The organism is Pseudonocardia kunmingensis, from assembly GCF_006716445.1.
Taxonomy (GTDB): Bacteria; Actinomycetota; Actinomycetes; order Mycobacteriales; family Pseudonocardiaceae; genus Pseudonocardia; species Pseudonocardia kunmingensis.
This window is the reverse complement of sequence record NZ_VFPA01000001.1, coordinates 64,068-88,944: the sequence shown is the minus strand read 5'-3', so window position 1 is coordinate 88,944 and position 24,877 is coordinate 64,068. Positions and strand designations below refer to the sequence as shown.

At 69.4% G+C, this 24,877-nt stretch carries 23 protein-coding genes; 16 read left to right on the top strand and 7 right to left on the bottom strand.

Translation table 11 applies throughout. From position 1 onward, the window contains the following. The first annotated feature begins 27 nt into the window (after nucleotides 1-27). From FB558_RS00390 to FB558_RS00375, 5 genes are read left to right on the top strand one after another with little or no spacing between them, the layout of a single operon-like run. Nucleotides 28-1,188 carry an acyl-CoA dehydrogenase family protein gene (locus tag FB558_RS00390; RefSeq protein WP_142047048.1) on the top strand — a complete coding sequence of 387 codons (1,161 nt, stop codon included), beginning with the start codon at nucleotides 28-30 and terminating at the stop codon, nucleotides 1,186-1,188. Between the two features lie 2 nt (nucleotides 1,189-1,190). Next, nucleotides 1,191-2,396: a CaiB/BaiF CoA transferase family protein gene (locus tag FB558_RS00385; protein WP_246106177.1), complete on the top strand. Its 1,206-nt coding sequence runs from the start codon at nucleotides 1,191-1,193 to the stop codon at nucleotides 2,394-2,396. Further along, on the top strand, nucleotides 2,393-3,448 hold the full coding sequence (locus FB558_RS00380; protein WP_142047044.1) for an ABC transporter substrate-binding protein: 1,056 nt from the start codon (nucleotides 2,393-2,395) through the stop codon (nucleotides 3,446-3,448). The genes FB558_RS00385 and FB558_RS00380 overlap by 4 nt, the downstream gene beginning before the upstream one ends. Nucleotides 3,449-3,467: 19 nt before the next feature. Beyond that, entirely contained in the window at nucleotides 3,468-3,593 is a 126-nt protein-coding gene (locus tag FB558_RS45115; RefSeq protein ID WP_281288542.1) for a hypothetical protein, read from the top strand. 19 nt (nucleotides 3,594-3,612) lie between these two features. Further along, nucleotides 3,613-5,259 carry an AMP-binding protein gene (locus FB558_RS00375; protein ID WP_142053453.1) on the top strand — a complete coding sequence of 549 codons (1,647 nt, stop codon included), beginning with the start codon at nucleotides 3,613-3,615 and terminating at the stop codon, nucleotides 5,257-5,259. Nucleotides 5,260-5,307: 48 nt separating this feature from the next. On the opposite strand, the gene FB558_RS00370 is transcribed toward FB558_RS00375, so the two are convergent. From FB558_RS00370 to FB558_RS00350, 5 genes are all read right to left on the bottom strand, one after another. After that, nucleotides 5,308-6,078: a sugar phosphate isomerase/epimerase family protein gene (locus tag FB558_RS00370; RefSeq protein WP_170231133.1), complete on the bottom strand. Its 771-nt coding sequence runs from the start codon at nucleotides 6,076-6,078 to the stop codon at nucleotides 5,308-5,310. A 40-nt stretch (nucleotides 6,079-6,118) separates the two neighbouring features. Beyond that, nucleotides 6,119-7,432 (bottom strand): MFS transporter, encoded by a 1,314-nt coding sequence (locus tag FB558_RS00365; protein ID WP_211365913.1) that lies wholly within the window; start codon nucleotides 7,430-7,432, stop codon nucleotides 6,119-6,121. Further along, a complete protein-coding gene (locus FB558_RS00360; RefSeq protein WP_211365911.1) occupies nucleotides 7,429-8,196 on the bottom strand; it encodes an SDR family NAD(P)-dependent oxidoreductase in 768 nt (255 codons plus the stop codon). The genes FB558_RS00365 and FB558_RS00360 overlap by 4 nt, the downstream gene beginning before the upstream one ends. Nucleotides 8,197-8,285: 89 nt before the next feature. Next, a complete protein-coding gene (locus tag FB558_RS00355; protein WP_142047038.1) occupies nucleotides 8,286-10,028 on the bottom strand; it encodes an NADH:flavin oxidoreductase in 1,743 nt (580 codons plus the stop codon). Continuing rightward, nucleotides 10,015-10,959 (bottom strand): dihydrodipicolinate synthase family protein, encoded by a 945-nt coding sequence (locus tag FB558_RS00350; RefSeq protein WP_142047036.1) that lies wholly within the window; start codon nucleotides 10,957-10,959, stop codon nucleotides 10,015-10,017. The genes FB558_RS00355 and FB558_RS00350 overlap by 14 nt, the downstream gene beginning before the upstream one ends. Nucleotides 10,960-11,037: 78 nt before the next feature. Here FB558_RS00350 and FB558_RS00345 point away from each other — a divergent pair, with 78 nt between their 5' ends. Beyond that, a complete protein-coding gene (locus FB558_RS00345) occupies nucleotides 11,038-12,015 on the top strand; it encodes a LysR family transcriptional regulator (protein ID WP_142047034.1) in 978 nt (325 codons plus the stop codon). A 47-nt stretch (nucleotides 12,016-12,062) separates the two neighbouring features. On the opposite strand, the gene FB558_RS00340 is transcribed toward FB558_RS00345, so the two are convergent. Further along, a complete protein-coding gene (locus FB558_RS00340) occupies nucleotides 12,063-13,040 on the bottom strand; it encodes a YhfZ family protein (protein WP_170231132.1) in 978 nt (325 codons plus the stop codon). 194 nt (nucleotides 13,041-13,234) lie between these two features. On the opposite strand from FB558_RS00340, the gene FB558_RS00335 reads away from it, so the two are divergent. The 10 genes from FB558_RS00335 (at nucleotide 13,235) to FB558_RS00290 (ending at nucleotide 24,352) form a co-directional block, all read left to right on the top strand. Beyond that, nucleotides 13,235-14,338: a PEP/pyruvate-binding domain-containing protein gene (locus FB558_RS00335; RefSeq protein ID WP_142047029.1), complete on the top strand. Its 1,104-nt coding sequence runs from the start codon at nucleotides 13,235-13,237 to the stop codon at nucleotides 14,336-14,338. Then, nucleotides 14,335-15,204 (top strand): FAD binding domain-containing protein, encoded by an 870-nt coding sequence (locus tag FB558_RS00330; protein ID WP_142047027.1) that lies wholly within the window; start codon nucleotides 14,335-14,337, stop codon nucleotides 15,202-15,204. The genes FB558_RS00335 and FB558_RS00330 overlap by 4 nt, the downstream gene beginning before the upstream one ends. Then, a complete protein-coding gene (locus FB558_RS00325; protein ID WP_142047025.1) occupies nucleotides 15,201-15,701 on the top strand; it encodes a (2Fe-2S)-binding protein in 501 nt (166 codons plus the stop codon). Before FB558_RS00330 ends, FB558_RS00325 begins: the two co-directional genes overlap by 4 nt. Continuing rightward, complete coding sequence (locus FB558_RS00320; protein WP_211365909.1) at nucleotides 15,589-18,069, top strand: xanthine dehydrogenase family protein molybdopterin-binding subunit; 2,481 nt, start codon at nucleotides 15,589-15,591, stop codon at nucleotides 18,067-18,069. Before FB558_RS00325 ends, FB558_RS00320 begins: the two co-directional genes overlap by 113 nt. Beyond that, entirely contained in the window at nucleotides 18,066-18,743 is a 678-nt protein-coding gene (locus tag FB558_RS00315; RefSeq protein ID WP_170231130.1) for an SRPBCC family protein, read from the top strand. The genes FB558_RS00320 and FB558_RS00315 overlap by 4 nt, the downstream gene beginning before the upstream one ends. Nucleotides 18,744-18,780: 37 nt before the next feature. Next, nucleotides 18,781-19,416 carry a hypothetical protein gene (locus tag FB558_RS00310; protein WP_211365907.1) on the top strand — a complete coding sequence of 212 codons (636 nt, stop codon included), beginning with the start codon at nucleotides 18,781-18,783 and terminating at the stop codon, nucleotides 19,414-19,416. Continuing rightward, nucleotides 19,413-21,254: a PEP-utilizing enzyme gene (locus FB558_RS00305; protein WP_142047019.1), complete on the top strand. Its 1,842-nt coding sequence runs from the start codon at nucleotides 19,413-19,415 to the stop codon at nucleotides 21,252-21,254. Before FB558_RS00310 ends, FB558_RS00305 begins: the two co-directional genes overlap by 4 nt. A gap of 111 nt (nucleotides 21,255-21,365) precedes the next feature. After that, complete coding sequence (locus FB558_RS00300; protein ID WP_170231129.1) at nucleotides 21,366-21,959, top strand: flavin reductase family protein; 594 nt, start codon at nucleotides 21,366-21,368, stop codon at nucleotides 21,957-21,959. After that, nucleotides 21,956-23,212, top strand: coding sequence for a YlbE family protein (locus tag FB558_RS00295; RefSeq protein ID WP_142047015.1), 1,257 nt, complete (start codon nucleotides 21,956-21,958; stop codon nucleotides 23,210-23,212). Before FB558_RS00300 ends, FB558_RS00295 begins: the two co-directional genes overlap by 4 nt. 93 nt (nucleotides 23,213-23,305) lie before the next feature. Beyond that, a complete protein-coding gene (locus FB558_RS00290) occupies nucleotides 23,306-24,352 on the top strand; it encodes a 2,5-dihydroxypyridine 5,6-dioxygenase NicX family protein (protein WP_142047013.1) in 1,047 nt (348 codons plus the stop codon). Here the strand turns inward: FB558_RS00290 and FB558_RS00285 are convergent. Further along, the gene (locus FB558_RS00285; RefSeq protein ID WP_142047011.1) at nucleotides 24,347-24,787 is read right to left on the bottom strand and encodes a hypothetical protein; all 441 of its coding nucleotides are present in this window, start codon (nucleotides 24,785-24,787) and stop codon (nucleotides 24,347-24,349) included. The genes FB558_RS00290 and FB558_RS00285 overlap by 6 nt on opposite strands. Nucleotides 24,788-24,877 lie beyond the last annotated feature (90 nt).

The following is a 24,877-nucleotide window of genomic DNA, read 5'->3' as shown; positions in this document are numbered from 1 at the left end:
CCTTCTGAGCTTCGAAGAGGAGCCCCCATGAACTCGCACACCACAGCACTGGCAACCGAAGACGACGAGCTTGCGGAGTTCCGCGCGCAGGTCCGCGAGATCGCCGTGGAGAAGATCGCCCCGCACGCCGCGGAGACCGACGCCACCGGGATGTTCCCGCAGGCGTCCTGGGACGCGATGCGTTCGGCCAGCCTGACGGGGCTGCCCTTCCCGGAGGAGTACGGCGGCCAGGGCGCCGACCTGATGGCGCAGGTGATCTGCATCGAGGAGATCGCTCGCGTCTGTTCCACCTCGGCGCTCACGCTCCTCGGGTCCTGGGTGGGCCTGCACGCCGCCCTCGCGCACGGCGCGCCGGAGCTGCTCCAAGAGATCGTTCCGGGCGCCGCGTCCGGCGTCAGCGGGGTGTCCTTCAGCCTCACGGAACCGCATTCGGGTTCGGACCTGGCCAGCCTGAGCACGCGGGCTCAGCCGGACGGCGACGGCTGGATGCTCGACGGCCGCAAGTGCTTCATCACCAACGCCGGTTGGTCGGACTGGTACGCGGTACTGGCCAGGACGGGGGAGAAGGGCTACGCGGTGTTCATGGTCCACCGGGACGACCCGGGTGTCTCCTTCGGACGGCCGGAGAAGAAGATGGGCCACCGGGGGAGCCCGACCGCCGACGTGCTGCTGGAGAGTTGCCGGATCCCGGGCTGGCGCGTGGTGGGGGACCCGGGCCGGGGCTACGACTACATCATGGGCTCGCTCGTCTACAGCCGCCCCATCATCGCCGCCCAGGCCCTCGGCATCGCGCAGGGTGGCCTCGACGAGTCGATCCGGTACACCGCCGAGCGCGACGCGTTCGGCCAGAAGGTGTCCCGCTTCCAGCTGGTGCGCGGCATGGTCGCGGACATGGCGGTCCGGGTGGAGTCGTCGCGGGCGCTGCTCTACCACACGGTCCGGACGATCATGCGCGGCGGTGCGCACGCGCGGGCGGAGGCGGCCATGGCGAAGCTGTTGTGCACGGACACGGCGATGGCCGTCACCACCGACGCGGTGCAGCTGCACGGCGGATACGGCTACCTGAGCGACTTCCCGGTGGAGCGCATGATGCGCGACGCCAAGATCACGCAGATCTACGAGGGCACCAACCAGATCCAGCGGTTGCTCATCGCGAAGTCGCTCTACGCGCGGGCCGGGGGCGAATGACCGTGGCCGCGCTCGACGGCATCACCGTGCTGGAGATCAGCGAGGTCATGCAGGCCCCGCTGGCCGCACAGGCACTCGCCGACTTCGGTGCGGACGTGATCAAGGTGGAGCGCCCGGGTCGGGGCGACGCCATCCGCGGGCAGGACCGGCACGCCACCGCGAACGGCCTCGTGAGCAGCTACTTCACTGCGCTCAACAGGAACAAGCGGTGCATCTGCCTTGACCTGAAGCACCCGGCCGCGCGCGGCGTCCTGCACCGGATCGTCCCCCGGGTCGACGTCCTCATCCACAACTTCCGGCCGGGAGTCATGGAACGCCTCGCCCTTGGCTACGAGGAGCTGCGCGAGATCCACCCGGGTCTGGTCTACGCGGCCGCGTCGGGTTTCGGGGAGACCGGCCCGCTCGCCACGATGGGTGGGCAGGACATGGTGGCCCAGTCGCTCAGTGGCATCGCGGTGCACTCGGGAGGGCCGGGGGGCCGGCCGCACCTGTGCCCGACCCCGTTCGTGGACTACGCGAGCGGGATGTCGTTGGCGCAGGGGATCTTGCTGGCGCTGATGGAGCGGCAACGCTCCGGACAGGGCCAGAAGGTCAGCATCTCGCTGCTGGAAGTCGCGATGGGGATGCAGACGCTGGAAGCCACGTCGCAGTTGATGTACGGCGTTGAAACCAACTGGGTGGCCGACTGGTTCCCGAACGCCGTCTTCGCCACGGCCGACGGCTGGATCACGGTGCTCGGGTTCTACCGGGACGACGTGTTCACGCGCATCTGCCGGGTTCTCGAGATCGACGACTCGGCCGGCGCGGCGTATCCGACGCCGGAGGCGATGGCGGCAGGCAAGCAGGAGCTGAACGCGATCCTGGAGCCCGAGTTCGGCAAGCGGCCCACGGCGGACTGCATCGAGCGGCTCGGCTCGGTGGACGTGCTCTGCGCGCCGGCCCTCACGCTGGCCGAGGCGCTCGAGCACACGCAGGTGCGGCACAACGAGACGGTGCTCACCGTGCCCGTCTCGCAGCAACCGCCCGCGCGCACGATCGCCCACCCCGTGACGCTGTCCCGTTCCCCCGCGACCGTCCGGCACGGGGTGGGCAGGCTCGGGGAGCACACACGGCCGGTCCTGCGGCGGTTCGAGTTCGCCGCCGACGAGATCGACCGGCTCGCCGCGGCGGGTGTCCTCGGGGACGCCGGGGACGAGGTCGGGTCATGAGGTCGATCGTCCCCGGGCGGCGGTTCGGCCCGGCCCCCGCACTCGTCCCTGCACTCGTGGCTGCTCTGATCGCCGCGATCGGCCTCACCGGCTGCGGGACCGGCGTCGGGCCGGGCTCGGCCAGCGCCGAGGGCCCACTGCGGATCGGCCTGCTGCTCGAGCTTTCCGGGCCCGCCGCGTCGTTCGGTGTACCCGAGCGGGACGGGGCCCAGATCCTCGCCGACGAGATCAACAGAGAAGGCGGCGTCCGCGGCCGGCAGCTCGAGCTCTCGGTGTATGACACCGCGGGCAACACGACCCGGTGCGCGCGCGGCGCATCGGATTTGATCCGGCGCGAGCAGGTCGTCGCGATCATCGGCGGAACCACTGGTTCCTGCACCCTCGCGGCCGCCCCGGTCGCCGAGCGCAACAAGATCCCGATGCTGGCGCCGAACGGGACGATCCAGGTCACAGACCCGGCGAACTCGTTCTTCCCGTGGGTGTTCCGCTCCCAGGTCAGCGACCTCGAGACGACCAAGGCCATGTTCGACGGCGCGGCCGGTGCCCACTCCCGCCTGGGACTGTTCTTCCAGCAGGACGCCTACGGGAAGGACACCGCCGACTACGTCCGCAACGTGCTCGCGCAGCCAACCGTCACCATCGCAGGCGAGGCGAGCGCACCGCTCACCGTCACCGACGTCGCCTCCCAGGCCACCCAGCTGCGCAACGCCGCGCCGGACGCCGTCCTGCTCCAGCTGTCGAGCGCGAAGCTGGGTGCCGCGTTCACGCACGCCGCCCAGCAGGTCGGGCTGGAGGCTGAGCAGTGGGTGGGGAACGGGATCGGCACGCGCGTTCGTCGATGCCGCCGGGTCGTCGGCCGACGGCCTGCACGTGATGGCCGTCGCGAACCCGTACGACCCGGGGGAGCGCCTGGCGCGGCTCGGAGCGCTGTTCGCCGAGCGCGGCTTGCGACTGGAAGGCTTCGGCGAGGCGCTGGCGGCGACCGCCGTCGTCGCGATCGTCGAAGCGATCGAGCAGTCGCCGGAGATGGTCGGCGGCCAGGAGATCCGTGACGCTCTGGAACGGGTCTGCATGGATGCTCCGTACACCGAGGGGCAGCTCTGCTTCGGTCCGGACGACCACGACGCCCTGGACGCGGCCGCGATCGTCGAGGTCGTGGTGCGTGACGGGGCGTTCGTCACCGTCGATGAGCGCTAGGGGAGGGGGCGTGCCCGACATGCGCGGGTGGACCGTGCCGGCCGTCCTCGAGGCGCGGGCGCGGGATTCGGGGGACGAGGTGTTCCTGCGCATGGTGGGAGGAGGTCGGACCACCTACGCGCAGACGTTCCAGCGTGCCCGGACCATCGGCGGGGCGCTGATCGAGCTCGGGGTCGAGCCGGCCGAGAACGTCGTCGTGCTCGCGCCCAACTCGATCGACACCGTGCACGCCTGGCTGGGTATCAACCTGGCCGGGGCTGTCGAGGTTCCCCTGCACCCCGGGGCGCGTGGCACGGCACTGCAGCACCTGCTCGCCGACTGCGACGCCCGGGTCGTCCTGATCGACGAGGAGTTCCTCCCCCGGCTCCTCGAGGTGTCCGGGCGGCTGCCGGCGCTGCGCACCGTGGTGGTCATGGGGAACGGGGGAGCGCCGCTGCCGCGACCGGCCGGGCTGCGGGTCGTGGAGTTCGCGCGGCTCGTGGCGGGTCAGCCCCCGGCGACCCTGCCGACCGTGGCCGCCTCCCATGCGGCGTCGATCATCTACACCTCGGGTACCAGCGGCCCGCCGAAGGGCGTGATCATGCCGCACGGCCAGGCGCACGTGCTGGCCCGCACCGCGGTCGAGGGCCTGCGCATGACCGGCCGGGACGTGTACTACTGCTACCACCCCCTGCATCACATGGCCGGCAAGTTCATGGCGATCTTCGCCAGCATCCTCGCCGGCGGCTCCGTGGCCCTGGACGTGAGGTTCTCCGCGGACACCTGGCTGGAGCGGATCCGGGATTTCGGCGCCACGGTGACGGTCGCGCACGGCCCGATGCTCGAGATGGTCCACCGCCTGCCGGCGCGGGCCGACGACGCCGACAACCCGCTGACGAGGGTGCAGGCGTCGCCGTTCCCAGCCCGGATCGCGGAGGCGTTCGAGGCGCGGTTCGCGGTCCGGGGGATCGAGGTGTACGGGATGACCGAGATCAACGTGCCGTGCTGGCGCCCGTACGACGAACCGCTGCGGGTGGGCTCGTGCGGTCGGATCCGGCAGGACCTCTTCGAGATGGCGGTGGTGGACCCGGACACCGACGAGCAGTTGCCTCCTGGCCAGGTCGGCGAGTTCGTCGTCCGTCCGCGGTTGCCGTGGACGGGCATGCAGGGCTACCTGAACCAGCCCGCCGCGACGGTCCGAGCCTGGCGCAACTCCTGGTTCCACACCGGCGACCGCGGCCGGATCGACGCGGACGGGTACGTCTACTTCGTCGATCGGGCCAGCGAGCGGATCCGGCGGCGGGCCGAGAACGTGTCCGCCGAGGAGATCGAAGCGGCGGCGCTGACACACCGGGGCGTGGTCGACTGCGCGGCGGTGGGTGTCCCGTCGGAGTTCGAGGCGGACGACGACATCAAGCTCACCGTCGTCTGCGGGGAGCCGGCGGTGGCCCCTGAGGTGCTGCTTGCGCACCTGGCCTCGCGGCTGGCGCACCACATGGTTCCGCGGTACGTGGAGTTCCGCGACGCCCTGCCCCGCACGCCGACCCAGAAGGTGCAGAAGGCGGCCCTGCGCGCCGACGGCGTCGCGCGGGCATGGGACCGGTACGCCGCCGGGATCTCGGTCCGCACCCTCGTCGAGGACGCGCGGAGCGGCATCGACGGGATGGCGGGGGAGCCTGCGACGTGAGGAGTCCGGCAGGCCCGGGACCCCGAGGTCTCCGGGCCGGCCGGGTGGTCACAGCGCGGTGAAGCGCTCGACGACGAGCTGCACCACGCGCTCGGGATCCTCGGCCGCCCAGCGTTCGCTGATCACCTCGACCTCGATCGGGCCGAGATAGCCGTTCTCCTTGGCGCGGTGCACGAACCCGCTCAGGTCGATGCACCCGTCGCCGGGCATGCCCCGCGCGGCCGTGTGGTTCCGGATCGGCACCACCCAGTCCGCGAGCTGGAGTCCGACGCAGGGCGAACGCATCATCTCGTCGTCGAGATCGGGGTCGAACCAGACGTTGTAGGCGTCGATCACCACCCCCAGGTTCGGGTGGTCGATGCTCCCGCAGATCCCGTTCGCCTCAGCGAGCGAGGTGATGATCGACCGGTCGCCGGCGAGCATCGGGTGCAGGGGCTCGATCCCCAGCACGACCGATGCCTGCGCGGCGTGCTCGATGATCCGCTCGATCCCGTCGCGGATCATCGCCCGCGAACCGCGGGGGTTCTTGTCGACCACGGGCCCGCACACCAGGGGCAGGACCGGGGCCCCGAGCTCGTGCGCCTCGTCGATCGCCAGCCGGCAGTCGTCGACGGCCTCCTGCCGGCCCGCGGCCGTCTCACTGGTGAACATGCCGGCCCGGCACAGGCTCGTGACCGCCAGGCCGGCTCGCTCCACCAGGTCCCGAGCGCGCCGGATCCCGTAGGCGCGGGTGACCTCCCGCCACGGCGCGATGGCCGGGATACCGGCCCGCGCCGCGACCTCGACCAGCTGCTCGAAGTCCAGCCGGGGCACGGTCATCGAGTTCAGACTGCACCGCGAGAGCTCCATGGAGCGCCCCTCATTGTCCGATGTGGACGTGGCCCCGGCGCCGTGCCGCCTCGTACAGCAGCACGCTCACGAGGCAGAGGGCCGCCCCGTACACGGGGAACACCCAGAACGCGCCCTGCTGCTGCAGCCACACGAGCACGTAGGACGCGGTGCCGCCGAAGACGGTCATCGCGAGCCCGTACCCGACCGCGACGCCCGTGGTGCGGCAGCTGTCGGGCATCAGGGTGGAGATGATGTAGTTGAACAGCACCTGGTTCAACGACACCAGGATCCCGCCGACCAGCACCACCACGGCGAAGGTCCAGATGCCGGGCTGCTGGTAGAGCAGCACCATGAACAGCGTCGGGACCAGGCCGAGCCGGAACAGCGTGAAGATCTTCGAGTTCGTGTAGCGGTCGCACAGGCTGCCCGCGAGCGGCCCGACCGCCACCATGACGCAGCCAAGGCCCGTCATCACCGCGAACACCTGGGTGGGGTCCTCGCCGAAGACGGAGCGGGCCATGTTGGGCATCCCGACGGTCCACGCGTAGTTGGCCACCTGCGTGCCCGCCACCACGAAGACGACGGCGAGCAGGCCAAGGCGGTGGCGCCACAGCTCGCTCCAGACATCGGCGGAGCTCCTCGGTGCGGCTTCGGCCTTGGCGTTCGCGCCGGTCTCCGGGAGGGACCGGCGGAGGTAGAAGATCACCAGCCCGGAGAGCCCGCCGATGATGAACGGGACGCGCCAGCCCCAGTCCGCCATCGCCTCGCCGCCGAGGACCGCGCTGACCAGGAAGCAGACGAGCGCGGCCAGCAGGATCCCGGCCTGCAGGATGGATCCGGAGACGGTGGTGGCGAACTTCCCGCGGTTGCGCGGGCCGGCCAGCTCCAGGGCGGCCGCGTTCCCGACGGCCTGCTCGATGCCGGTGGACAGGCCCTGGATGAGCCGGGCCGCCACCAGCGCCACGCCCGCCCACACACCGATCTGGTCGTACGTGGGCAGCAGGCCCATCATCAGCGTGCTCGCCGCCATCGCGGTGATCGACGCCAGGAGCACCTTCTTGTGCCCGATGCGGTCCGCCAGCGGACCGAAGAAGACCGCCGCGAGCGGGCGGGCGACGAACCCGACCGCGAACACCGCCAGCGCCGACAGGGTCGAGGCGACCGGGTCGTCACCGGGGAAGAAATGGGGTGCCAGCAGCGCCGCGACGAGCCCATAGACGCTGAAGTCGAACCACTCGACCGCCATCCCGCCGCCGAGCGCGACGACGTACCTCTTGTTGATCTTCTGGTCGGCGTCCGGCTCCGTGCCGTCCCCGGACCGGGTGTCCGCCGCGGGCTTCACAGCGTCTGTCCGCCGTCGACGGTCCAGTTCTGGCCGGTGACGAACCCGGTGCGGTCCGACGCGAGCATGACCGCCACGTCGGCGATGTCCTCCGGCTGCGCCAGCCTGCCGAGCGGGATGCCGGTCCGGAACGTGCTCGGGTCGCCGTTGATCTGGCGCTCCGGGCCCACGCCCAGCTCGGCCCACTGCCGCCGCTGCATCTCGGTTTCACAGGAGCCGGGGTTGACGGTGTTGACCCTGATCTGCCGTCGCGCCAGCTCGAGCGCGAGGCACTCGGCCATCATCTCGGAGGCGGCCTTCGAGGCGCAGTAGGCGCCGAGGTCCATGCGCGGCGCGTGGGCGCAGTTGGACGTCACCACGACGATCGAGCCGCCGGCGTCGGCGGCCACCATCCGGCGCGCCGCCGCGGTGCAGCACAGGTACGCGGCCCGCGCGTTCACCGCGAACTGCCGGTCCCACACCTCCACGCCGTCGGTGAGCAGGCTCCCCGTGCTGCAGACCCCCGCGTTGTTGACGAAGGCATCGAGCCCGCCGAGCGCCGACACGGCGTCCTCGACCGCGCTCTCGACGGCGGCCGGGTCGGTGAGGTCGGCCGAGAACCCGTACCCGCCGATCCGCTCCGCCGTGCTGCGCGCGGAGTCGCCGTCGATGTCGAGCACGGCGACTGTCGCGCCCTCCTGGGCAAACGCGGTGGCGATCGCTGCGCCGATCCCCCGGCCGGCGCCGGTGACGATCGCGGTCTTCCCCTTGAGCAACGAGCTCACGTGCATCTCCTTTGATGATCTTCCATCGCGTTTGTTCGAGTGCGGCCGCGCTCGGCCGCTGGGAGCTAGGAGCGCGCTGAAGCACCCTCCTAGCGGCGGAACTCGACCTTGGTGTCCAGGGCGGCGGCGAAGGCGCTGCCGATGGCCTCGCGCGCCTTGCCCGGCGCGGCGGCGTCCCCGATCACGATCACCTCGCGCCGGTCGTCGGACGCCAGTCCGAGTTCGCGCCGCACGGATGCTCCCGTTGCGGCGCGGGCGCGGTAGTAGAACAGGTCGCGCAGCCTCGGGTCGGCGAAGACCTTCCGGCCGGTCGCGGACTTGAGACGGCCGGAGCGCAGGACCGCCCGCACCAACGGCCCGGTGCGCCCGCGGTAGCGCGCGCCTGTCGCCAGCACGACGGTGTCGGCGTCGGCCAGCAGGGGTGAGTCGCGGGTGAGCCGGGTGCCGAACCGGAAGTCGACGCCCAGCCGGCGGCACTCGCTCTCCAGCTCGCCGATGTAGGCGTCGAAGGTGCCGTCCGCGGCCCCGACGTCGTTGAAGAGCGGCGCCTTCCCGGTCCAGCGGAACGCGCCGCCGGCCCGGCCCTCGCTCTCGACGACCGTGACCTCGTTCTGCCCGGCGACCAGTGCCGCGTACGACAGGCCGGCCGGGCCGGCGCCGATCACGAGGATCCGCCTGCCGCGCGGGCCGGACTCCTCCCGGAAGTCGTTCTCGTGACCGGTCAGCGGGTTCACCACGCAGCTGAGCACGTTGCCGCCGCGCATGTTGTTGACGCAGTGGTTGCACGCCAGGCAGCGACGCACCGGGCGACCGGCCCGGACCTTGGCCGGCCAGCTCGCGTCGGCGATCAGCGGGCGGCCGATCGCGACCAGGTCGAGCTTCTCCTCGGCCAGTGCAGCCGTCGCCACCGCGGGGTTCCCGAGCCGCCCCACGCCGATGACCGGGACGTGCACCTCCTTCTTCACCGCGGCGGCGAAGTCGAGGAACGCCCCGTCCGGATACGCCATCGGCGGGATCATCCGTTCCGCGCCCGGCACAGAGCGGTAGTGGCCTGCGGTGACGCTGATGGCGTCGGCGCCGGCCTCCGCCGCCCAGATCGCGACCTGCAGGCCCTCGGCGAAGGGCAGGCCCTCGGGGAAGAGGTCGTCCACGGTGATACGGAAGATCACCGGGAGGTCCGGCACCGCAGCCTTGATAGCGGTCAGGATGCGCAGGCCGAACCGGGCCCGGTTCTCCAGCGAGCCCCCGTAGGCGTCGGTGCGGTCGTTCTCCGCCGGACACAGGAACTGGGAGATGAGGTAGCCGTGGGAGGCGTGCAGCTCGACGACGTCGAACCCGGCGGCGCGGGCGCGCTGCGCCGCTTCCACGAAGGAGCGGACGGCCTCGTCGATGCGGCTCTCCGTCATCGCTTCCGGGCGCGCGATCTCGTGCTCGATCTCGAAGACCGGGACGGGCATCGAGGACGCGGACACGGGCTGGGTCCCCGACACCGCCCGGCGGGCCCGGCTGCCGCCGTGACCGAGCTGGATCGACGCGCGCGCCCCCTCCGCGTGGATCGCCTCGACGATGCGAGTCAGGCCGGGAAGGAACTTGTCGTCGTAGATGCCGAGCTCGTGGAACCGGTGCCGGCCGGCGACCTCCGGCGCCGCCATCTCGACCGTGACCAGGCCGACGCCACCGCGGGCCCTGGCCCGGTAGTAGCCGACGGTCTCGTCGGTCGCGAACCCCTCTCGCGTGGCGTACCGGGTGGTCATCGAGGGCAGCACGATCCGGTTCGGGATCTCCACGGTCCCGATCCGGATCGGGCGGAACATCAGGTCAGCGGGTTGCATCGCCGAGCCCCGACTCGTCGAACGCCGTCGCGAGCTGCACGCGCTCCTCGGCGCCGAGCGGCCGCAGCGGAGGCCGCACGAACGCCTCGTCGATGCGCCCGAGGTGCTCGAGGGCGAACTTCATGCGGTTGTGCCCGTCCAGGAACGGGTCGCGGTAGCAGGCCTCGGCGAGCGGCCAGATGCGGTCCCAGACCGCGCGGGCTCCGTCGAGGTCGTTCGCCTCGACGGCGTTCCACAGCTGCACGTGCAGGTCCGCCACCACGCTGCCGTGCCCGGAGAGGATGCCGTCCGCGCCGACGCAGAGCGATGCGAACAGCGACCGGCTGAAGCTCGACAGCACGGTGATCTCCTTGCCGAGCGCCTTGAGCGCCCGCCAGGTGCGTTCGTAGACGACGATGTCGTTCGACCATTCCTTGATCGCGACGACGTTGTCGATCGTGGTGCAGAGTTCGAGGATCCCGTCGAGCTGGATGCGCAGCGGGGACGTCGTCGGGTAGATGAAGGCGATCATGGGCAGCCGGGTGGCGGCCGCGATCTCGGCGTAGTGCCCCGTCGCCATCTCGGTGCGCAGGTGGCCGCCGTCGCTGAACACGTTCGACGGGAAGACGAGCAGGCCGTCGGCGCCGTCCTCCTCGCGCCGGGCGGCGATCCGTGCGGCCTCCGCGGTGCCGTCCTGGTAGACGCCCGCGATCACCGGCACCTTCCCGTCCACCTCCTCGAGCACGATGGCGAGGACGCGGCGCTGCTCGTCGGCGGTCAGGGTCGCGACCTCGGAGGCGTGTGCGGTGGTCGTGATCCCGCCGAGGCCGTCGGTCTCCAACAGCCACCGCAGGTGCTTGCGGAGATTGGCCTCGTCGATCTGCAGGTCCGCGGTGAAGGGCAGCAGATGCGCCGGGATGACTCCGCGGAAGCGGGTGAGCTCGTCTGGCATGGCGGGAGGTTACGAACCCGCTCGTCATCCCTGCCAATGCCACTTGAGGAGGCCTAATACGTGCTATGCATAACGGCGATGGCTGAACAGCGTGGTTCGCACGGCATCGAGCTCCGGCTCCTCCGGGCGTTCATCGTGGTGGCTGAGGAGCGGAGCTTCACCAGGGCGGCGCAGCGGCTGCTCCTGACCCAGCCCTCGCTCAGCCGGGCCGTCGTGGCGCTCGAGCAGGCGCTGGGCACCCGGCTGCTCTCCCGTGACCGGCACTCGGTGGCGCTGACCGCGGCCGGCGCCCGGTTCCTGGTGCACGCCCACCGCGTGCTCGCCGTCCTCGACGAGGCCGTCGACTCGGCTCGCCGGGCCACCTCCGTTCTGCGCGTCGGCTTCACGTCGGGGGCCACCGCGGAGATCACCAGCCCGGTCGTGCGCACGTTCGAGGCCGAGCACGCCGAGGTCACGGTCGATCTGCGGCGCTACGACGACGCCGGCGCGAGCCTGGCCGAGGGCAAGTGCCACGTCGCGTTCATGGTGGGCGGGGCCCGGGACCCGTCGTGGGGCACGCTGCTGCTCTGCGAGGAGCCCCGGATCGCCGCGCTACCGGCCCAGCACCCGCTCACCAGCAGGGACGTGCTCACCCTGGACGACCTGCGGGAGCACCCCGTCGTGGTCAACGTGCTCGCCGGGACCACCCACCCCGACCTGTGGCGGCCGGGGTTGCGGCCCCGGCGGTTCGTCCGCGTGCAGAACATCGAGGAGTGGCTCGAGGCCATTGCGACCGGGCGCGGGTTCGGCCTCACCCCGGCCGCCACCGGCCGCGTCTACCGCCATCCACAGATCGCCTACCGGGCCGTCTCCGACGCGCCGCCGGTCCCGATCTCGCTGGCGTGGAAGACCGTCGGCGGTCACCCGCTGATCGCGGACTTCGTCGCGGTGGCGGCACGGTCGGCGCAGGACCACCCGCCGGACGAGCTCATCGCCCACGGCTCCTCCGACAGTGCAGCCCGGCTGGAACACCCGCCCGGGGCCGATCGGCCTGACCCTGGGCAGGCGGAGCGGTAGAGGCGCTCCGGATCAAGAGGGCGGGGCGGCGCTGCTGGTCGAGGACATCAGTAGAGGGGGAGTACTTCCTGTGAGATGACCTTGCCCTGGAGGCTCGCCAGGGCGCCGAGATCGAGAAGCTGGAGAGCGCGGACGAGCTCCTTGCGCGAGGAGTGGACCACGATCATCGCGGTATGCATGCGCGCGACCGCCTCGAGTGCTGCAGGCTGCTGCAACGGTCGTGTGCGGATGCCTACCGCGGCGAGGGGAATGGCCAGTGAGGATTGGTGCCACGCCATCGCGTCGATCTCTCCGACCGCGAGCTTCTCCGTCATGAACGGGAAATTCCCCTCGACGTACTCGTATCCCGACTCGAGCGGGAACTCGGCCTCGGTGATCATCGCATGATCGTGTGAAGACGGGTCGATACCGATCCTGCGGATGCTGTTCGTTGCCAGCGGATCGAGGCCTCGGCGCGTGAGTATGAACCAGCTGTTCTCGTAATAGAAGCTCGTGGGTGCGAGCGAGAGAGTCTGCCAGGTCGGATCGTTGTCGCACAGATCCTGGGCCGCTGCTCCGGACAGGACCGTGAAATCCGCTTCCCCGCGCTCGATCAGTTCGAGTCGGCGGCCGGAGCCGTAGGTGTACAACACCTGCAGCGGGATCTGCAGCCGCTTGAACTCCTCGCGCAATGCTGTCGCGAGCCCCATGAGTTCGGGCGACGTCGCCAACGGCAGGACGGCGGTCGGTGCGCCGATCGAGGCGAACGACCACAGCTGTGCGATGGCCACGTCGACGAGGAACGTGCCGGTGTGGCCACGTGGATGGAGCTTCACGGCGCCGATGCTCTGCAGAGTGCGAAGGGCCTTCTGGACGGTGCCCGATCCCACCCCGATGAGCTGCTGGTACTGGAGTGCGGTCGGTATCCGCTCCCCAGGGACTCTGGTCAGCAGGTCGCGCGCCAGGAGTTGGACGGCGATCAGGGTCTTGGACAGGCCGACATCGTCGGGGCTCACGTGACTGCTCGGCGACGAGCCGGACCTCATGGATCTCATGCTAGTCGCCCTCCCGCCGCCCTCTCGGGCCCCGACAGCCGGCCGGGGGCCCGGCTTGCCGCGGATCACCGCCGCCAACCGCCTGGCTGCGTCGGTCCCGGCTGCGTCGGGGCGCGCGACCCACGATGTGGGTCTTGACACAGGCCGGCGCGCTTCCTAGGCTCGAATAAGCAGTTATCCGCATATTGCCTGTTCAGGGCTATCGCCAGCTCAGGGGTGCCATGTCCGACCAACCATCCATCATTCGCTTCGACGAGTACGACCGCCCGTCGACCGAGCTGCTCGGTGGGAAGGTGGCCGGCCTCGTCGAGATGACCCGCTCGGGCCTGCACGTTCCGCCGGGCTTCGCGGTCACCACCGCGGCGCACTCGCGACTCCTCCAGGACCCCGGGATGCGGGGAGCGCTGGAGCGCGCCGGCTCGTTCGCCGCCGACGGTGCAACTTCTGAGCACGTGGCCCGAGGGCTACGGGAGGCGGTGGCGGCAACAGCCGAGGCTGAATCGCTCTGTCGCCGGATCGAAGCGGAGTACACGGTGCTCGGAGAGCGGCTCGGCCTGCAGGACCCGCCCGTGGCCGTCCGGTCGAGCGGTCAGGTCGAGGACAGTGCCGAGGCGAGTTTCGCCGGGCAGTTCGACACCTACCTGTGGGTCAGCGGGGCGACGTCGGTGGTCGACCACGTCCTGCGGGTGTGGGCAGGCTCGTTGGCGAGCCACGCGCTGTCCTACCGCGAGCACCGATCGCTCGGCTCCGGGTTCTCGCCGATGTGTGTAGCGGTGCAGCTGATGGTCGAGGCCCGGACAGCAGGAGTGATGTTCACGCTGAACCCGTTGACCGGAGATCGGTCGCAGGTGGTCATCGAGGGCAGCTGGGGTCTGGGCGAGGCCGTCGTGCGTGGTGATGTCAATCCTGATCGGTGGTCGGTCAGCAAGGTCACCGGCACTGTCACCTCGCAGGAGCTCGGCGACAAAGCGCACGAATATCGATTCGACACCCTGTCCGGTGGCGTGGCTGCACTTCCGGTTGACGAGGCCCGACGGACCGAGGCGTGCCTCGACGCCGACGAGATCGCCGACCTGGTCACGCTGGGCAAGCAGATCGAGGGCCTGCGGGGAGCGCCGCAGGACATCGAGTGGGCCATCGACGGCGCGGGCCGTCTCCTTCTCCTGCAGGTCCGGCCCGAAACGGTGTGGGCCGGTCGCGTCCGTGACTCCCTCAAAGCGGTGACGAAGGAGAACGACGCGGTCTCCTCTGTGATCTCCCAGTTCATCGGTAGTGGAGGGGTGCGATGAAGGCAGGAGCTTTCTCCTACTGTCGCCCCACCACGGTCGATGACGTGCTGAAGCTGCTGCAGGAGCACGGGTACGGCGCCCGGATCCTGGCCGGCGGCCAGAGCCTGGTCCCGATGCTGAACATGCGGCTGGTCCGCCCCGAGATCATCGTCGACATCGGAGCGGTCGAGGGTCTTGGCCGGCTGCGCGCCACCGAGACGGGCATCGCGGCGGGCGCGTGCGTGACGTACCGGCAGCTCGAGGACGCGGCGCTGGTGCGCGAGCGGGCGCCGTTGATGTCAACCGTGTTGCGGCATGTGGGTGACATCCAGGTGCGCAACCGCGGAACCATCGGTGGCAGTCTCGCCCAGGGCGAGCCGACGGCCGAGGTCCCACTCGCCTGCCTGGTCCTGGGTGCGACGGTCGTGGCGGCGAGCGCGCGTGGAACCCGTGCGATACCGATGTCGGAACTCCTGCTCGGTCCTTACGAGACCCACCTGGAGCCGGATGAGTTGATCGTCGAGGTCGACCTCCCACCGGGTGGGAACCGCGTCGCCTTCGCCGAAGCGACCCGACGTCACAACGACTTCGCCATCGTCAGCGCCGCAGCGACGGCATCGATCGCCGATGACGGCAGCGTCGTCGACCTGAGCATCGGGTTCGGCGGTGTTGCGGACACGGCGATCCTGGCTCCCGCGGCGGCACAGGCTCTGATCGGCCAGCATCCGACCCCCGAACGGATCCACGCCGCGGTCGAGGCGTGCATGAACGAGATCGACCCCTCGAGCGACGCGAGATCGTCGGCGGACTATCGACGGCACCTCGCCGGCCAATACCTCCGCAAGCTCATCGACCAACTACTTCCCCGGCTGGAGGCCGTCGCATGAGCGCCGACCCCTCGAACAACTGCTCCGTCTGCATCCAGGTCAACGGACGGGAGTACACGCGAACGGTCGAGCCACGCGTGCACCTGGCCGACTTCCTGCGTCAGGAACTGGGGCTCACGGGCACGCACCTCGGTTGCGAGCAGGGCGTGTGCGGGATGTGCACCGTCCTCGTCGACGGCGAACCGGTGAAGAGCTGCCTCGTTCTCACCCCTCAGGTCGAGGGCAGAGAGGTCCGGACGGTCGAGTCACTCGACCAGGACGGCGAGCTCAGCGCCCTGCAGAAGGCGTTTCACGACAAGCACGCCCTGCAGTGCGGCTTCTGCACACCGGCCTTCCTCATGGTCGCGCAATCGCTGGAGGGCATGTCGGCCGACACCGAACGCGGTGAGCTGCGGGAAGCGCTCGCCGGAGTGCTGTGCCGTTGCACCGGCTACAAGAAGATCGTCGACGCCGTCGAGGAGTGGCTCGGGGCACAGGAAGGCGCACGCAATGGTTGAGGTCATGCCGCCGCAGCTCCGCCGGGAAGCCCAGCTCGGGCAGCGGGTCGGCAGGCACGAGGACGCTCAGCTGCTCCGTGGCTATGCGCGTTTTCTGGACGACATCGAACCCGCGCACGCATTGCACATGGCGGTCGGCCGGTCACCCTTTCCGCACGCCCGGATCGTGTCGGTGGACGTCTCCGAGGCAGCCGCGCTCGACGGTGTCGAGCACATCCTGGTGGGTTCCGAGGTCGCACGGTGCACGAAGCCGCTGACGCGCCTGCGGCCCATCAAGGAGGTGCCGCTCCTGTCGTACTGGGCCATGGCGCCCGACGTCGCGCTGTTCGAGGGGCAGCCGGTCGTCAGCGTGGCGGCGACCAGCCGGCGCGTGGCCGAGGACGCGCTGGAACTGATCGACATCGACTACGAACCGATCGAGCAGCGCGTCGACGTCCGCGGCGCGGTCTCCGCCGACGCCCCTGGCCTCCACGATGGAGTCGAGGGCAACCTGCTGGCCACGACGACGCGCAGGACCGGTGATCCCGAACTCGCTCTCGCCCTCTCCGACGTCGTCATCGAGGACACGTTCGAGATCAACCGCGTGATCGCGCTGCCGATGGAGGGCCGCGGGATCATCGCCGAGTTCGTCCCCGGCTCCGGCGAACTGCTCGTGCACGTCTCGTCGCAGGTCCCGCACCTGGTCCGCAAGCAGCTGGCCGAGATCCTCGACCTCGACGAGGGCAAGGTCCGAGTGCAGTCGCCGAACGTGGGTGGTGGGTTCGGCCTGAAGCTCGGGGTGTACCCGGAGGACCTCATCGCCAGCCTGCACTCGATGGCGACCCGTCGGCCGGTCAAGTGGGTAGAAGATCGGATCGAGCACTTCCGCTCCAGCACCCATGCCCGCGAGGCGCGACACGTCGCCAAGCTCGGCGCGACGCGGGACGGAACAGTGCGGGTTCTCACCGACACCCTCACCATCGACATGGGTGCCTACCACTCGCCGTTCGGCCCGCCGAGCAGCGCCACGGTCACGCTCACCGGGCCCTACCTGGTCGAGTCCTGCTACGCAGAACGCCAGATCGTCGCGACCAACAAGGCACCGGTGGGGGCCTACCGCGGCTACGGTGCTCCCGAATCGAACTTCGTCTGTGAGCTCCTGATGGAGCGCATGGCGCGGGAGCTCGGTATCGACCCGCTGCAGTTCCGGCTCCAGAACATGATCCGGCCGGAGCAGCTGCCGTTCGAGACTCCCAGCGGCGCGATCTACGACGGGGGTGACTACCCGGCCTGCCTGCAGCTGGCCGCCGACGCGATCGACTACGACCGACTGCGGACCCGCGATCGTGTGCCCGATGGGAACGGCAGGCTGCGCGGGGTCGGTCTCGCGGCGTTCATCGAGAAGACCGGGTATCCCAGCTCGAAATGGCTGGGTAAGGAGGGCGCTGCATTCGGCGCCTACGAGAGCGTCACGCTGCGCGGCACGCGATCGGGCACCATCGACTGCTACACCGGGATCACGCACTTCGGGCAGGGCGGGGCGACCGCACTCGCGCAGGTGGTCGCCGAAGTCATGGGGGTCGAACACAGCCAGGTCCACGTCCATGCCGGTGACACCGGGGCCAGCCCGGGCGGCAGCGGTTCGTTCTCATCGCGCACCATGATCGCGAACGCCGGCGCCGGGCAGCAGGCCGCGCAGCAGTTGTCGCAGCAGGTCCTCGCGATCGCAGCGCACCTCATGGGGGTCGAGTCGGCCCAGAACCTGGTGATCAGCGGCCAGGAGGTTGTCGACCTGGTCGGGTCGGTCGAGCCGATCCCGCTGGCCACCGTGTTCCAGAACGCGATCTCGGGTCACGATCTGCCCGACGGAATGGAACCGGGTGTGGAGGCGACCGCGTACTTCGATCCGCAAGCCTCGGCGTACGGGTCCGGCGCGGCGGCCTGCGTGGTTGCCGTCGACCCCACCACCGGTGAGTTCGAGATCGAACGTTTCGTCCTCACGCACGACTGCGGTACGCAGGTCAATCCCACACTCGTCGACGGGCAGGTCGACGGTGGCCTGGCCCAGGCGTTCGGGGCCGCGCTCATGGAGGAGTTGCTCTACGACCCGGACTCCGGGCAGCTGATCAACGGCACGATGATGGACTACTTCGCGCCGTCCGCGGCAGATCTGCCCGATTGGGAGCTCGAGCACCTGGAGACGCCGTCCCCTGTCACGCCACTGGGTGTCCGTGGCGTCGGCGAGGCAGGAACCATCCCACCCGCAGCCGCGATCGCCAACGCGATCTCTGACGCACTGCGGGATTACAACGTGTCGATCAGTCGGCTGCCGATCACGCCTGAGCGGGTGTGGCAGGCGATCGTCGACGGCCAGGAGAGCGGAAAGTGAGATTCGAGGAGCAATTCTCGGTCGAGGCGACGCCTGAGCAGCTCTGGGAGCTGTTCCTTGACATCCCCGTCATGGCTCGGTGTATCCCCGGCGTCGACGACGTCGAGGTGATCGACGACGACAACGTCAGCGCGATCATGACGCAGTCGGTCGGTCCGGTGTCCGCGACGTTCTCGGTCAGGCTGGAGATCACCGGTCGGGAACCGGGTTCCCGCCTCGACTTCGCGGCGGTCGGGAAGACGGCGCGTGGAGCCAAGAGTTACCTGCGGACCGTGGGTTCGATGGATCTCCGGGGCGAAGGCGAGTCAACGCTGGTCACGCTCACCGCGGACGCGTCGCTCGGCGGCATGCTGGGGACAGTGGGCCAGAAAGTGCTGGCCAAGCACTCGCACAAGATCACCGAGCAGCTCGCGGCCGCGGTGCGGAAGGAGTTGTCGGGGGGAACGGACGAGCTGCAGCCCGCCGGGATCGTGCAGGCCCGCACGCCTGTCGACGCTCCTACGGCCGAGGGCACGTCGCTGCGCGAGCAACCGGCGCCCTCGAGTGCGGTACCCGTCGCGCCGTCCTTGCCGGAACGTCTGTCCGCGGTCCCGACGCCCGTTGTCGTCACCGCGGCGTTCGTGGGGGGCTGGCTTCTCAACGCCGCGGTGAGGGGGCGCCGACGTGGACGCTGAGTGGTTCGGACGATATGCGGACCCTTCCCTGACTCCGTTGGAGCTGCACGCCATCCAGTGGCTGGAGGGCTTCTACGAACTCGAGCACCTCCTGGTCACGCGTCGGTGGGCGCGATGCCTGCGGGCCGATGCCAGCCCCGCCCTGCTGTTCGCCGCGCTCGTGCACGACGCGGAGCGGCACTTTCCTGGTGGGCCGTCGAGCACGCCGAGCGTTCCCTTCGACGATCCCGACTATCTCTTCGCGCATTCGTTGCGCTCGGCCGACGTGGTCGAGGAGTTCCTCCGGTCTGAGGCCCGGGTGAGCGACGAGGCCTTCATCCGACAGGTGCGGGCCCTCGTGCTCCGTCACGAGATCGGGGGCGGGACCGAGGCCGACGTCCTCCAGGCCGCCGATTCGTTGTCCTTCCTCGAAGCTCTCAGCTGGCTGGCGGCCGAGTGGGTGAGGTCGGGCAGGTACAGCAAAGAGCGCTCGGTCGAGAAGTTGCGGTGGTCGCTGGAGCGCATTCGTGTGCCCGAGGCTCTCGTCGCAGGTCTACCGCTCTACGACCATGCGGTTCGCGAGCTCGACACCACGTCAGCGGTGGACGGTGCAGAACGACGTCGCATCGCGGGTGATTTCCGACTCCTGCTCGGCCTGACCGGCGAGCCCTCCGAATGTGGGGTAACACCATGACTGACAGCAAGCCGCGAGCGTTTCTGAGCCCGTTCGAACTCCCGACACCGGACGGCGCCGAGGGCTGGGAGCGCATGTACCCGTACTACGCGACGTTCAGCGAGGATCGCCGCGAGACGGAGGAGGAGAAGTTCTGGTTCTTCGACTCCATGCACTACCCGGAGCCGGTTTACCCCTTCGACCTGCTCATGCCCGAACACACCTGGGTCGTGCTCAGCCAGAACACGACGCGGGTCTTCTCGATCCCGACCGCGCTCGGCCTGGACCACCGGGTCGTCAACGGTTACGTGTACGTGAGTCCGACGGTCATCACCGATCCCGACGAGATCGCGCGACGAGCTGCCGTCTTCGGAGAGCGGGCCGGTCACTACTTCCAAAACTGGCAGGACCTCTACGACAACTGGGTCGAGAAGGCGCTCGACACCACGGCACGCCTGAAAGCCATCACCTTCGAACCGCTCGCCGACCTCGAGCCGCTCGAGTCGGTCAAGGAGGGCAAGCACCTGGGCAGTGGCTACAGACTGTACGAGGCCTACAACCAGCTGCTCGCGAACCACCAGGAGATGGACTACCTCCACTTCGAGATGCTGGGCCTGGGGTACGGCGCATACCTCACCCTCCTGGAGTTCTGTCGCGCCGCGTTCCCGAGCATCGAGGACCAGTCCGTTGCGAAGATGGTCATGGGCATCGATTCGCTCATCTTCCGGCCGGACGAGGAGCTGCGTCGGCTGTCGCGGCTCGCGGTCGAGCTCCAGCTCACGTCCGCGTTCGCGAACGGTCCCGACCCGGACGCCGTCCTCGCGGCCATTGCCGCGCTCCCGAACGGTGCGGAGTGGCTGAAGGACTACGAGCAGACCAAGGAGAAGTGGTTCTGGTTCTCCACGGGCCACGGCGTCTCCCACAACCACCCGGCGTGGATGGAGGACCTCACGGTCCCCTTCACGGCCATGAAGGGTTACGTCGAGAGCCTCGTCCGCGGGGAGCCGATCGATCGGCCACTCGAGCAGGTCCGCGCCGAACGCGACCGGATCACCAGCGAGTACCGCAGCCTGCTGCCGGGGCCGGACGAACAGGCCAGCTTCGACGAGCTGGTGGAACTGGCGCGAACGGTCTACGTCTTCGTCGAGGACCACGGCTTCTACTGCGAACACCAGCACTACTCGATCTTCTGGACCAAGGTCCGCGAACTCGGTGCGGTCTTCGCGGCGCACGGCTTCCTGCACGACGCCAACGACATCTTCTACATGCACCGTTGGGAGGTCTACCCCGCGCTCTGGGACCTGGAGACCGGCTGGGGCACCGCGAGCCCGGACCGTCGCGCCTACTGGCAGCGTGAGGTGGTCGCGCGTAAGAAGATCATGGAGTCCCTCCGGCGTTGGACGCCACCGCCGGCGATCGGTACTCCACCCGAGACCATCACGGAGCCGTTCACGATCATGCTCTGGGGGATCACCAAGGAGACCATCGAGCGGTGGCAGATCCCGGGCGAGGATTCGAGAGACGTCCTGCAGGGGGTCGCGGCATCCGCAGGCGTCGCTGAGGGTCCGGCCCGCGTCATCCTGACCCCGAACGACCTCAGTCTGGTGCAGGACGGCGAGATCCTCGTCTGTCCGATCACCAATCCGAGCTGGGCGCCCGTGTTCAAGCGCATCGCCGGTGCCGTCTCCGACTCGGGCGGAATCATGGCGCACGCCGCGATCGTCGCCCGCGAGTACGGACTCCCTGCCGTCGTCGGCACCGGTTATGGCACGCAGGTCATCAAGACCGGGCAGATGGTGCGGGTCGACGGCGTGCACGGCGTCGTGACGCTGCTCGACAGCGACAGCTCACCCGGCTGATCAGAAGCCTCGATCGCGTCGTCGTGGCTCGGGGCACATCCATCAGCCGTCCCCACCTCGTCAGGAGGACCAACCTTGCTGTGCAGACCAGCGGACTCCGCTGCCGCTGACGTGTATCGCCTGCTGGTGGGCGCGATCGTGCCACGCCCCATCGCGTGGGTCACGACGGTCGACGCCGGCGGCGTCGTGAACCTCGCGCCCTTCAGCTTCTTCACCGTGGCCTCCCGCGATCCAGCGATGCTCGCGATCTCGATCGGCCGCACCGAGCTGGAGGGCAAGGTCGCCAAGGACACGCTCAGCAACATCCGCGACAATCGGCAGCTGGTCGTCAACATCGCCACTGAGACCCACGCCCGGGAGCTGGAGATCAGCAGTCTCGGCTGGCCCACCGGCGTCAGCGAGATCGAGCGCGCCGGTTTGACGAGTAGGCCCTCCGAGCGGGTGGACGTGCCGCGGGTTGCGGAAGCACCCATCGCCTTCGAATGTCGTCTCGAACAGGAAGTGGTCCTGGGAAGGGACACGCTCGTCATCGCTCGTGTCGAGTTGATCGTTGTCGACGACGGTGTCCTCGACGAACGCGGCCGAATCTCACTGGCCGGTCTGAAACCGCTCGGTCGCATGTCCGGCCCTCGCTTCTGCGTGGACCTGGCCGCTCGCACCGTTGCCGCTCCGTCGGTAGACCTCGACTCGGTGGTCGGATCATGACCGACGTGCGGGTGACGGGGCTTTCTGCGGCGAACTCCGTCGCCGCACAGCGAATGGCGCAGGCCGATCCGGTACTGGTCGATGTCCGACCCGCGCTGGCGGCGCTGCCGGGCATGCAACCCCACATGATTCTGACGTCGGGCGCGCCCATGCCGTGGTCGGCGTATACCGGTGGGCAGCGCCGGGCGATCATCGGCGCCGCACAGTACGAGGGTCTGGCGTCGTCCGCGCAGGACGCCGACGCCAGGATCGCGGCCGGCGACATCCTGGTCCGGGCTTGCCATGATCATGGGTGCGTCGGCTCCGTCACCGGGGTCACCTCGGCGTCGATGCCGGTGCTCGTGGTCGAGGACAGGAACTCCGGGACTTGTGGTCACTGCCTGGTCTACGAGGGCCCAGCGCGTCAGCGGCTCACCTACGGGGTGTGGAACGACGCCGTCCGCGACCAACTGCTGCACGTCCGCGACGTCATCGGCCCCGCACTCGGCGCGGCTGTCCGGGCCATCGGAGGGCTCGCGCTCAAGCCGATCATGCGACGTGCGCTCGGCATGGGGGACGACCTCCACAGCCGCAACGTGGCCGCAACGTCGATCTTCTACCAGCGGATGGCCGTGCCCCTGCTGACCACGCCCGGATCATCGGACGTCGCGCTGGAGGTGTTGCGGTTCCTCGAGAAATCGGAGCTGTTCTTCCTCCACGTCGGCATGGCGTCCGGCAAAGCCACCGCCGACACCGCCCGCGACGTCGCCGGCAGCAGCATCGTGACGGCGATGGTGGTGAGCGAGCGTGAGTTCGCCATCCGTGTCGGAGGAACCGGCGACACCTGGTTCCGAGCGCCGCTCCCACCGCTGGAAGCGAAGCTGTTCGAGGGGTTCACGCCCGACGACCTGGCCTTCATGGGCGGCGAGAGCCTGATCATGGAGACGATCGGGCTCGGCGGTATGGCAGCCGCCGCGGCGTTCTCGTTGCAGGACTACAGCGGTGGCACACCAGCGGCGATGATCGCCACGAACGAGCAGATGTACACGATCACCGAGACCGAACATCCCGAATTCAAGATCCCCTTCCTGGGCTTCCGAGGCACGCCCCTCGGAATCGACGTGGCCAAGGTCGTGACCACCGGCGTGACACCGGCGATCCACATGGGGGCCGCGCACCGGGACGGGGGCCACATCGGCGCCGGCCTGCTCAGGGCGCCGCTCGAGCCCTTCCAGGAAGCGGTGGCAGCACTGCACGACGCCGCTGTCGCATGACGATCACCACGATGCGAATCAACTCCCGCGTATCTGCGCGACGTGGGATTCCGGACCGACACCATCCAGCCGCGTCATAGGAGGAGCCACACCATGTTCGAGCTAGCAGGTGCAGAGGTTGGAGAGCTCTTCGCGAAGGAGTTCGAACTCTGCGCTCTGAACAGCAAGGAAAATGTCGTGGTCCTGGCCGAATCCGCAAGCCGGCCCGACTACGTGGCGGCGGCGTTCGGCGCTGCGCAGCGTCATGGCGCTGCGGTCGCCACCGTCACACTGCCCGCCGGCTCCCCCGTACCGCTGCCGTCGGTGCGCACCGGCACCGGCTACGGCCTGGTGTCGCTCGACAGCAATCGGCCTGTCCTGGATCTGCTGAAGGCCGCGGACTTCGTCATGGACCTCACGATGGAGGGCTTCATCCACGCGCCCGTCATGAGTGAGATCCTGAGCGCGGGTACGCGGATTCTCTACGCTTGCGAACCGCCGGAGATCCTCGCACGGAACATGTCCACTCCGGACGACAAGCGGGAGGCGCAGGCGGCGGTCCGGCGGATTGCCGATGCATCGACCATGACGGTGACCTCCGCCGCAGGTACGCACCTGACCGCCGATCTCACCGATTCGCACCCGGGCTACCAGTGTGGGTTCACCGACGATCCCGGCCGTTGGGACCACTGGCCTTCCAAGATGGTTCTGTGCTGGCCCGACAACGAGCATGTCAGCGGGAAACTCGTGCTCGAGCCGAACGACATCATCTTCCCGTTCAAGTCCTATGTCGAATCAGCGGTCGAACTGACGATCGAGGCCGGTCGAATCGTCTCCATCCACGGAGGCCGGGAGGCGTCCATGTTGGAGGGCTTCTTCGCGGACAGCGCCGACCCGGATGCACGCTTCACCTCACACATGGGTTGGGGCCTGCAGAAGAGTGCCGACTGGTGGTCGATGGCCATGTACGACAAGGAAAGCGTGATGGGCATGGATGGCCGATGCGCCGCAGGCAACTTCCTGATCTCGACCGGACCGCACCCGTTCAAGGACCGGCACACCCCCTACCATCTCGACATTCCGCTGCGCGGGTGCTCGGTGAGCCTTGACGGTGTGCCGGTCACCGTCGACGGGAAGCTCGCCGGCGCAGACGCCTCATAGGCGCCGCGGCACCTCGGCCGAAATGATGCTGTTTCGCTGCCGCGAACTTGCCGGGGTGCCAGGACCCACCAGCGCGCCGCCACGACCCCCGTCCAGAGGTGCCCCGGGCCGGTCTTCGATCAGCTCCGCCGCCTGGCGAACCACCCGCGGTCGGGGAGTGGCGCCGCCGCAGCGCAGTTCCTCGGAGTCGTGCCGGCGCCGAGCAGCAGTGCCCCAGCAGCTTCTCCAGCTCCGGCCCCGGATCTCGGGCTCGTACCGCAGGTGCCCGGCCGTGACTGCGCTCAGCCGTAGCGCGTCGAGGAGCGCGTCCAGCTCGGTCACACGCTCGAGCACCTCGATCCGGTGCAGCAGGAACACCACGCAGACTTCCGCGTGCGTCTCGTCGAGATCGGCAGTGCGGACCACGCAGCGTCCGGGGAACCGCCCTTCCAGCACGCCTGTTCTCCCTCGTCGCCCCCGTGAAGTCCCCTGGCTCGACGGCGCACCCCCCCCGTCGCGGCGCAGTGATGGACTCCCCCAGCGCGG

What these genes read in the sequence shown, in the direction of transcription:
- FB558_RS00390 (WP_142047048.1), top strand. Translation starts at nt 28, where the DNA reads ATGAACTCGCACACCACAGCACTGGCAACCGAAGACGACGAGCTTGCG.
- FB558_RS00380 (WP_142047044.1), top strand. Translation starts at nt 2,393, where the DNA reads ATGAGGTCGATCGTCCCCGGGCGGCGGTTCGGCCCGGCCCCCGCACTC.
- FB558_RS45115 (WP_281288542.1), top strand. Translation starts at nt 3,468, where the DNA reads ATGGATGCTCCGTACACCGAGGGGCAGCTCTGCTTCGGTCCGGACGAC.
- FB558_RS00375 (WP_142053453.1), top strand. Translation starts at nt 3,613, where the DNA reads ATGCGCGGGTGGACCGTGCCGGCCGTCCTCGAGGCGCGGGCGCGGGAT.
- FB558_RS00370 (WP_170231133.1), bottom strand. Translation starts at nt 6,078, where the DNA reads ATGACCGTGCCCCGGCTGGACTTCGAGCAGCTGGTCGAGGTCGCGGCG.
- FB558_RS00355 (WP_142047038.1), bottom strand. Translation starts at nt 10,028, where the DNA reads ATGCAACCCGCTGACCTGATGTTCCGCCCGATCCGGATCGGGACCGTG.
- FB558_RS00350 (WP_142047036.1), bottom strand. Translation starts at nt 10,959, where the DNA reads ATGCCAGACGAGCTCACCCGCTTCCGCGGAGTCATCCCGGCGCATCTG.
- FB558_RS00345 (WP_142047034.1), top strand. Translation starts at nt 11,038, where the DNA reads ATGGCTGAACAGCGTGGTTCGCACGGCATCGAGCTCCGGCTCCTCCGG.
- FB558_RS00340 (WP_170231132.1), bottom strand. Translation starts at nt 13,040, where the DNA reads ATGAGGTCCGGCTCGTCGCCGAGCAGTCACGTGAGCCCCGACGATGTC.
- FB558_RS00330 (WP_142047027.1), top strand. Translation starts at nt 14,335, where the DNA reads ATGAAGGCAGGAGCTTTCTCCTACTGTCGCCCCACCACGGTCGATGAC.
- FB558_RS00325 (WP_142047025.1), top strand. Translation starts at nt 15,201, where the DNA reads ATGAGCGCCGACCCCTCGAACAACTGCTCCGTCTGCATCCAGGTCAAC.
- FB558_RS00305 (WP_142047019.1), top strand. Translation starts at nt 19,413, where the DNA reads ATGACTGACAGCAAGCCGCGAGCGTTTCTGAGCCCGTTCGAACTCCCG.
- FB558_RS00295 (WP_142047015.1), top strand. Translation starts at nt 21,956, where the DNA reads ATGACCGACGTGCGGGTGACGGGGCTTTCTGCGGCGAACTCCGTCGCC.
- FB558_RS00290 (WP_142047013.1), top strand. Translation starts at nt 23,306, where the DNA reads ATGTTCGAGCTAGCAGGTGCAGAGGTTGGAGAGCTCTTCGCGAAGGAG.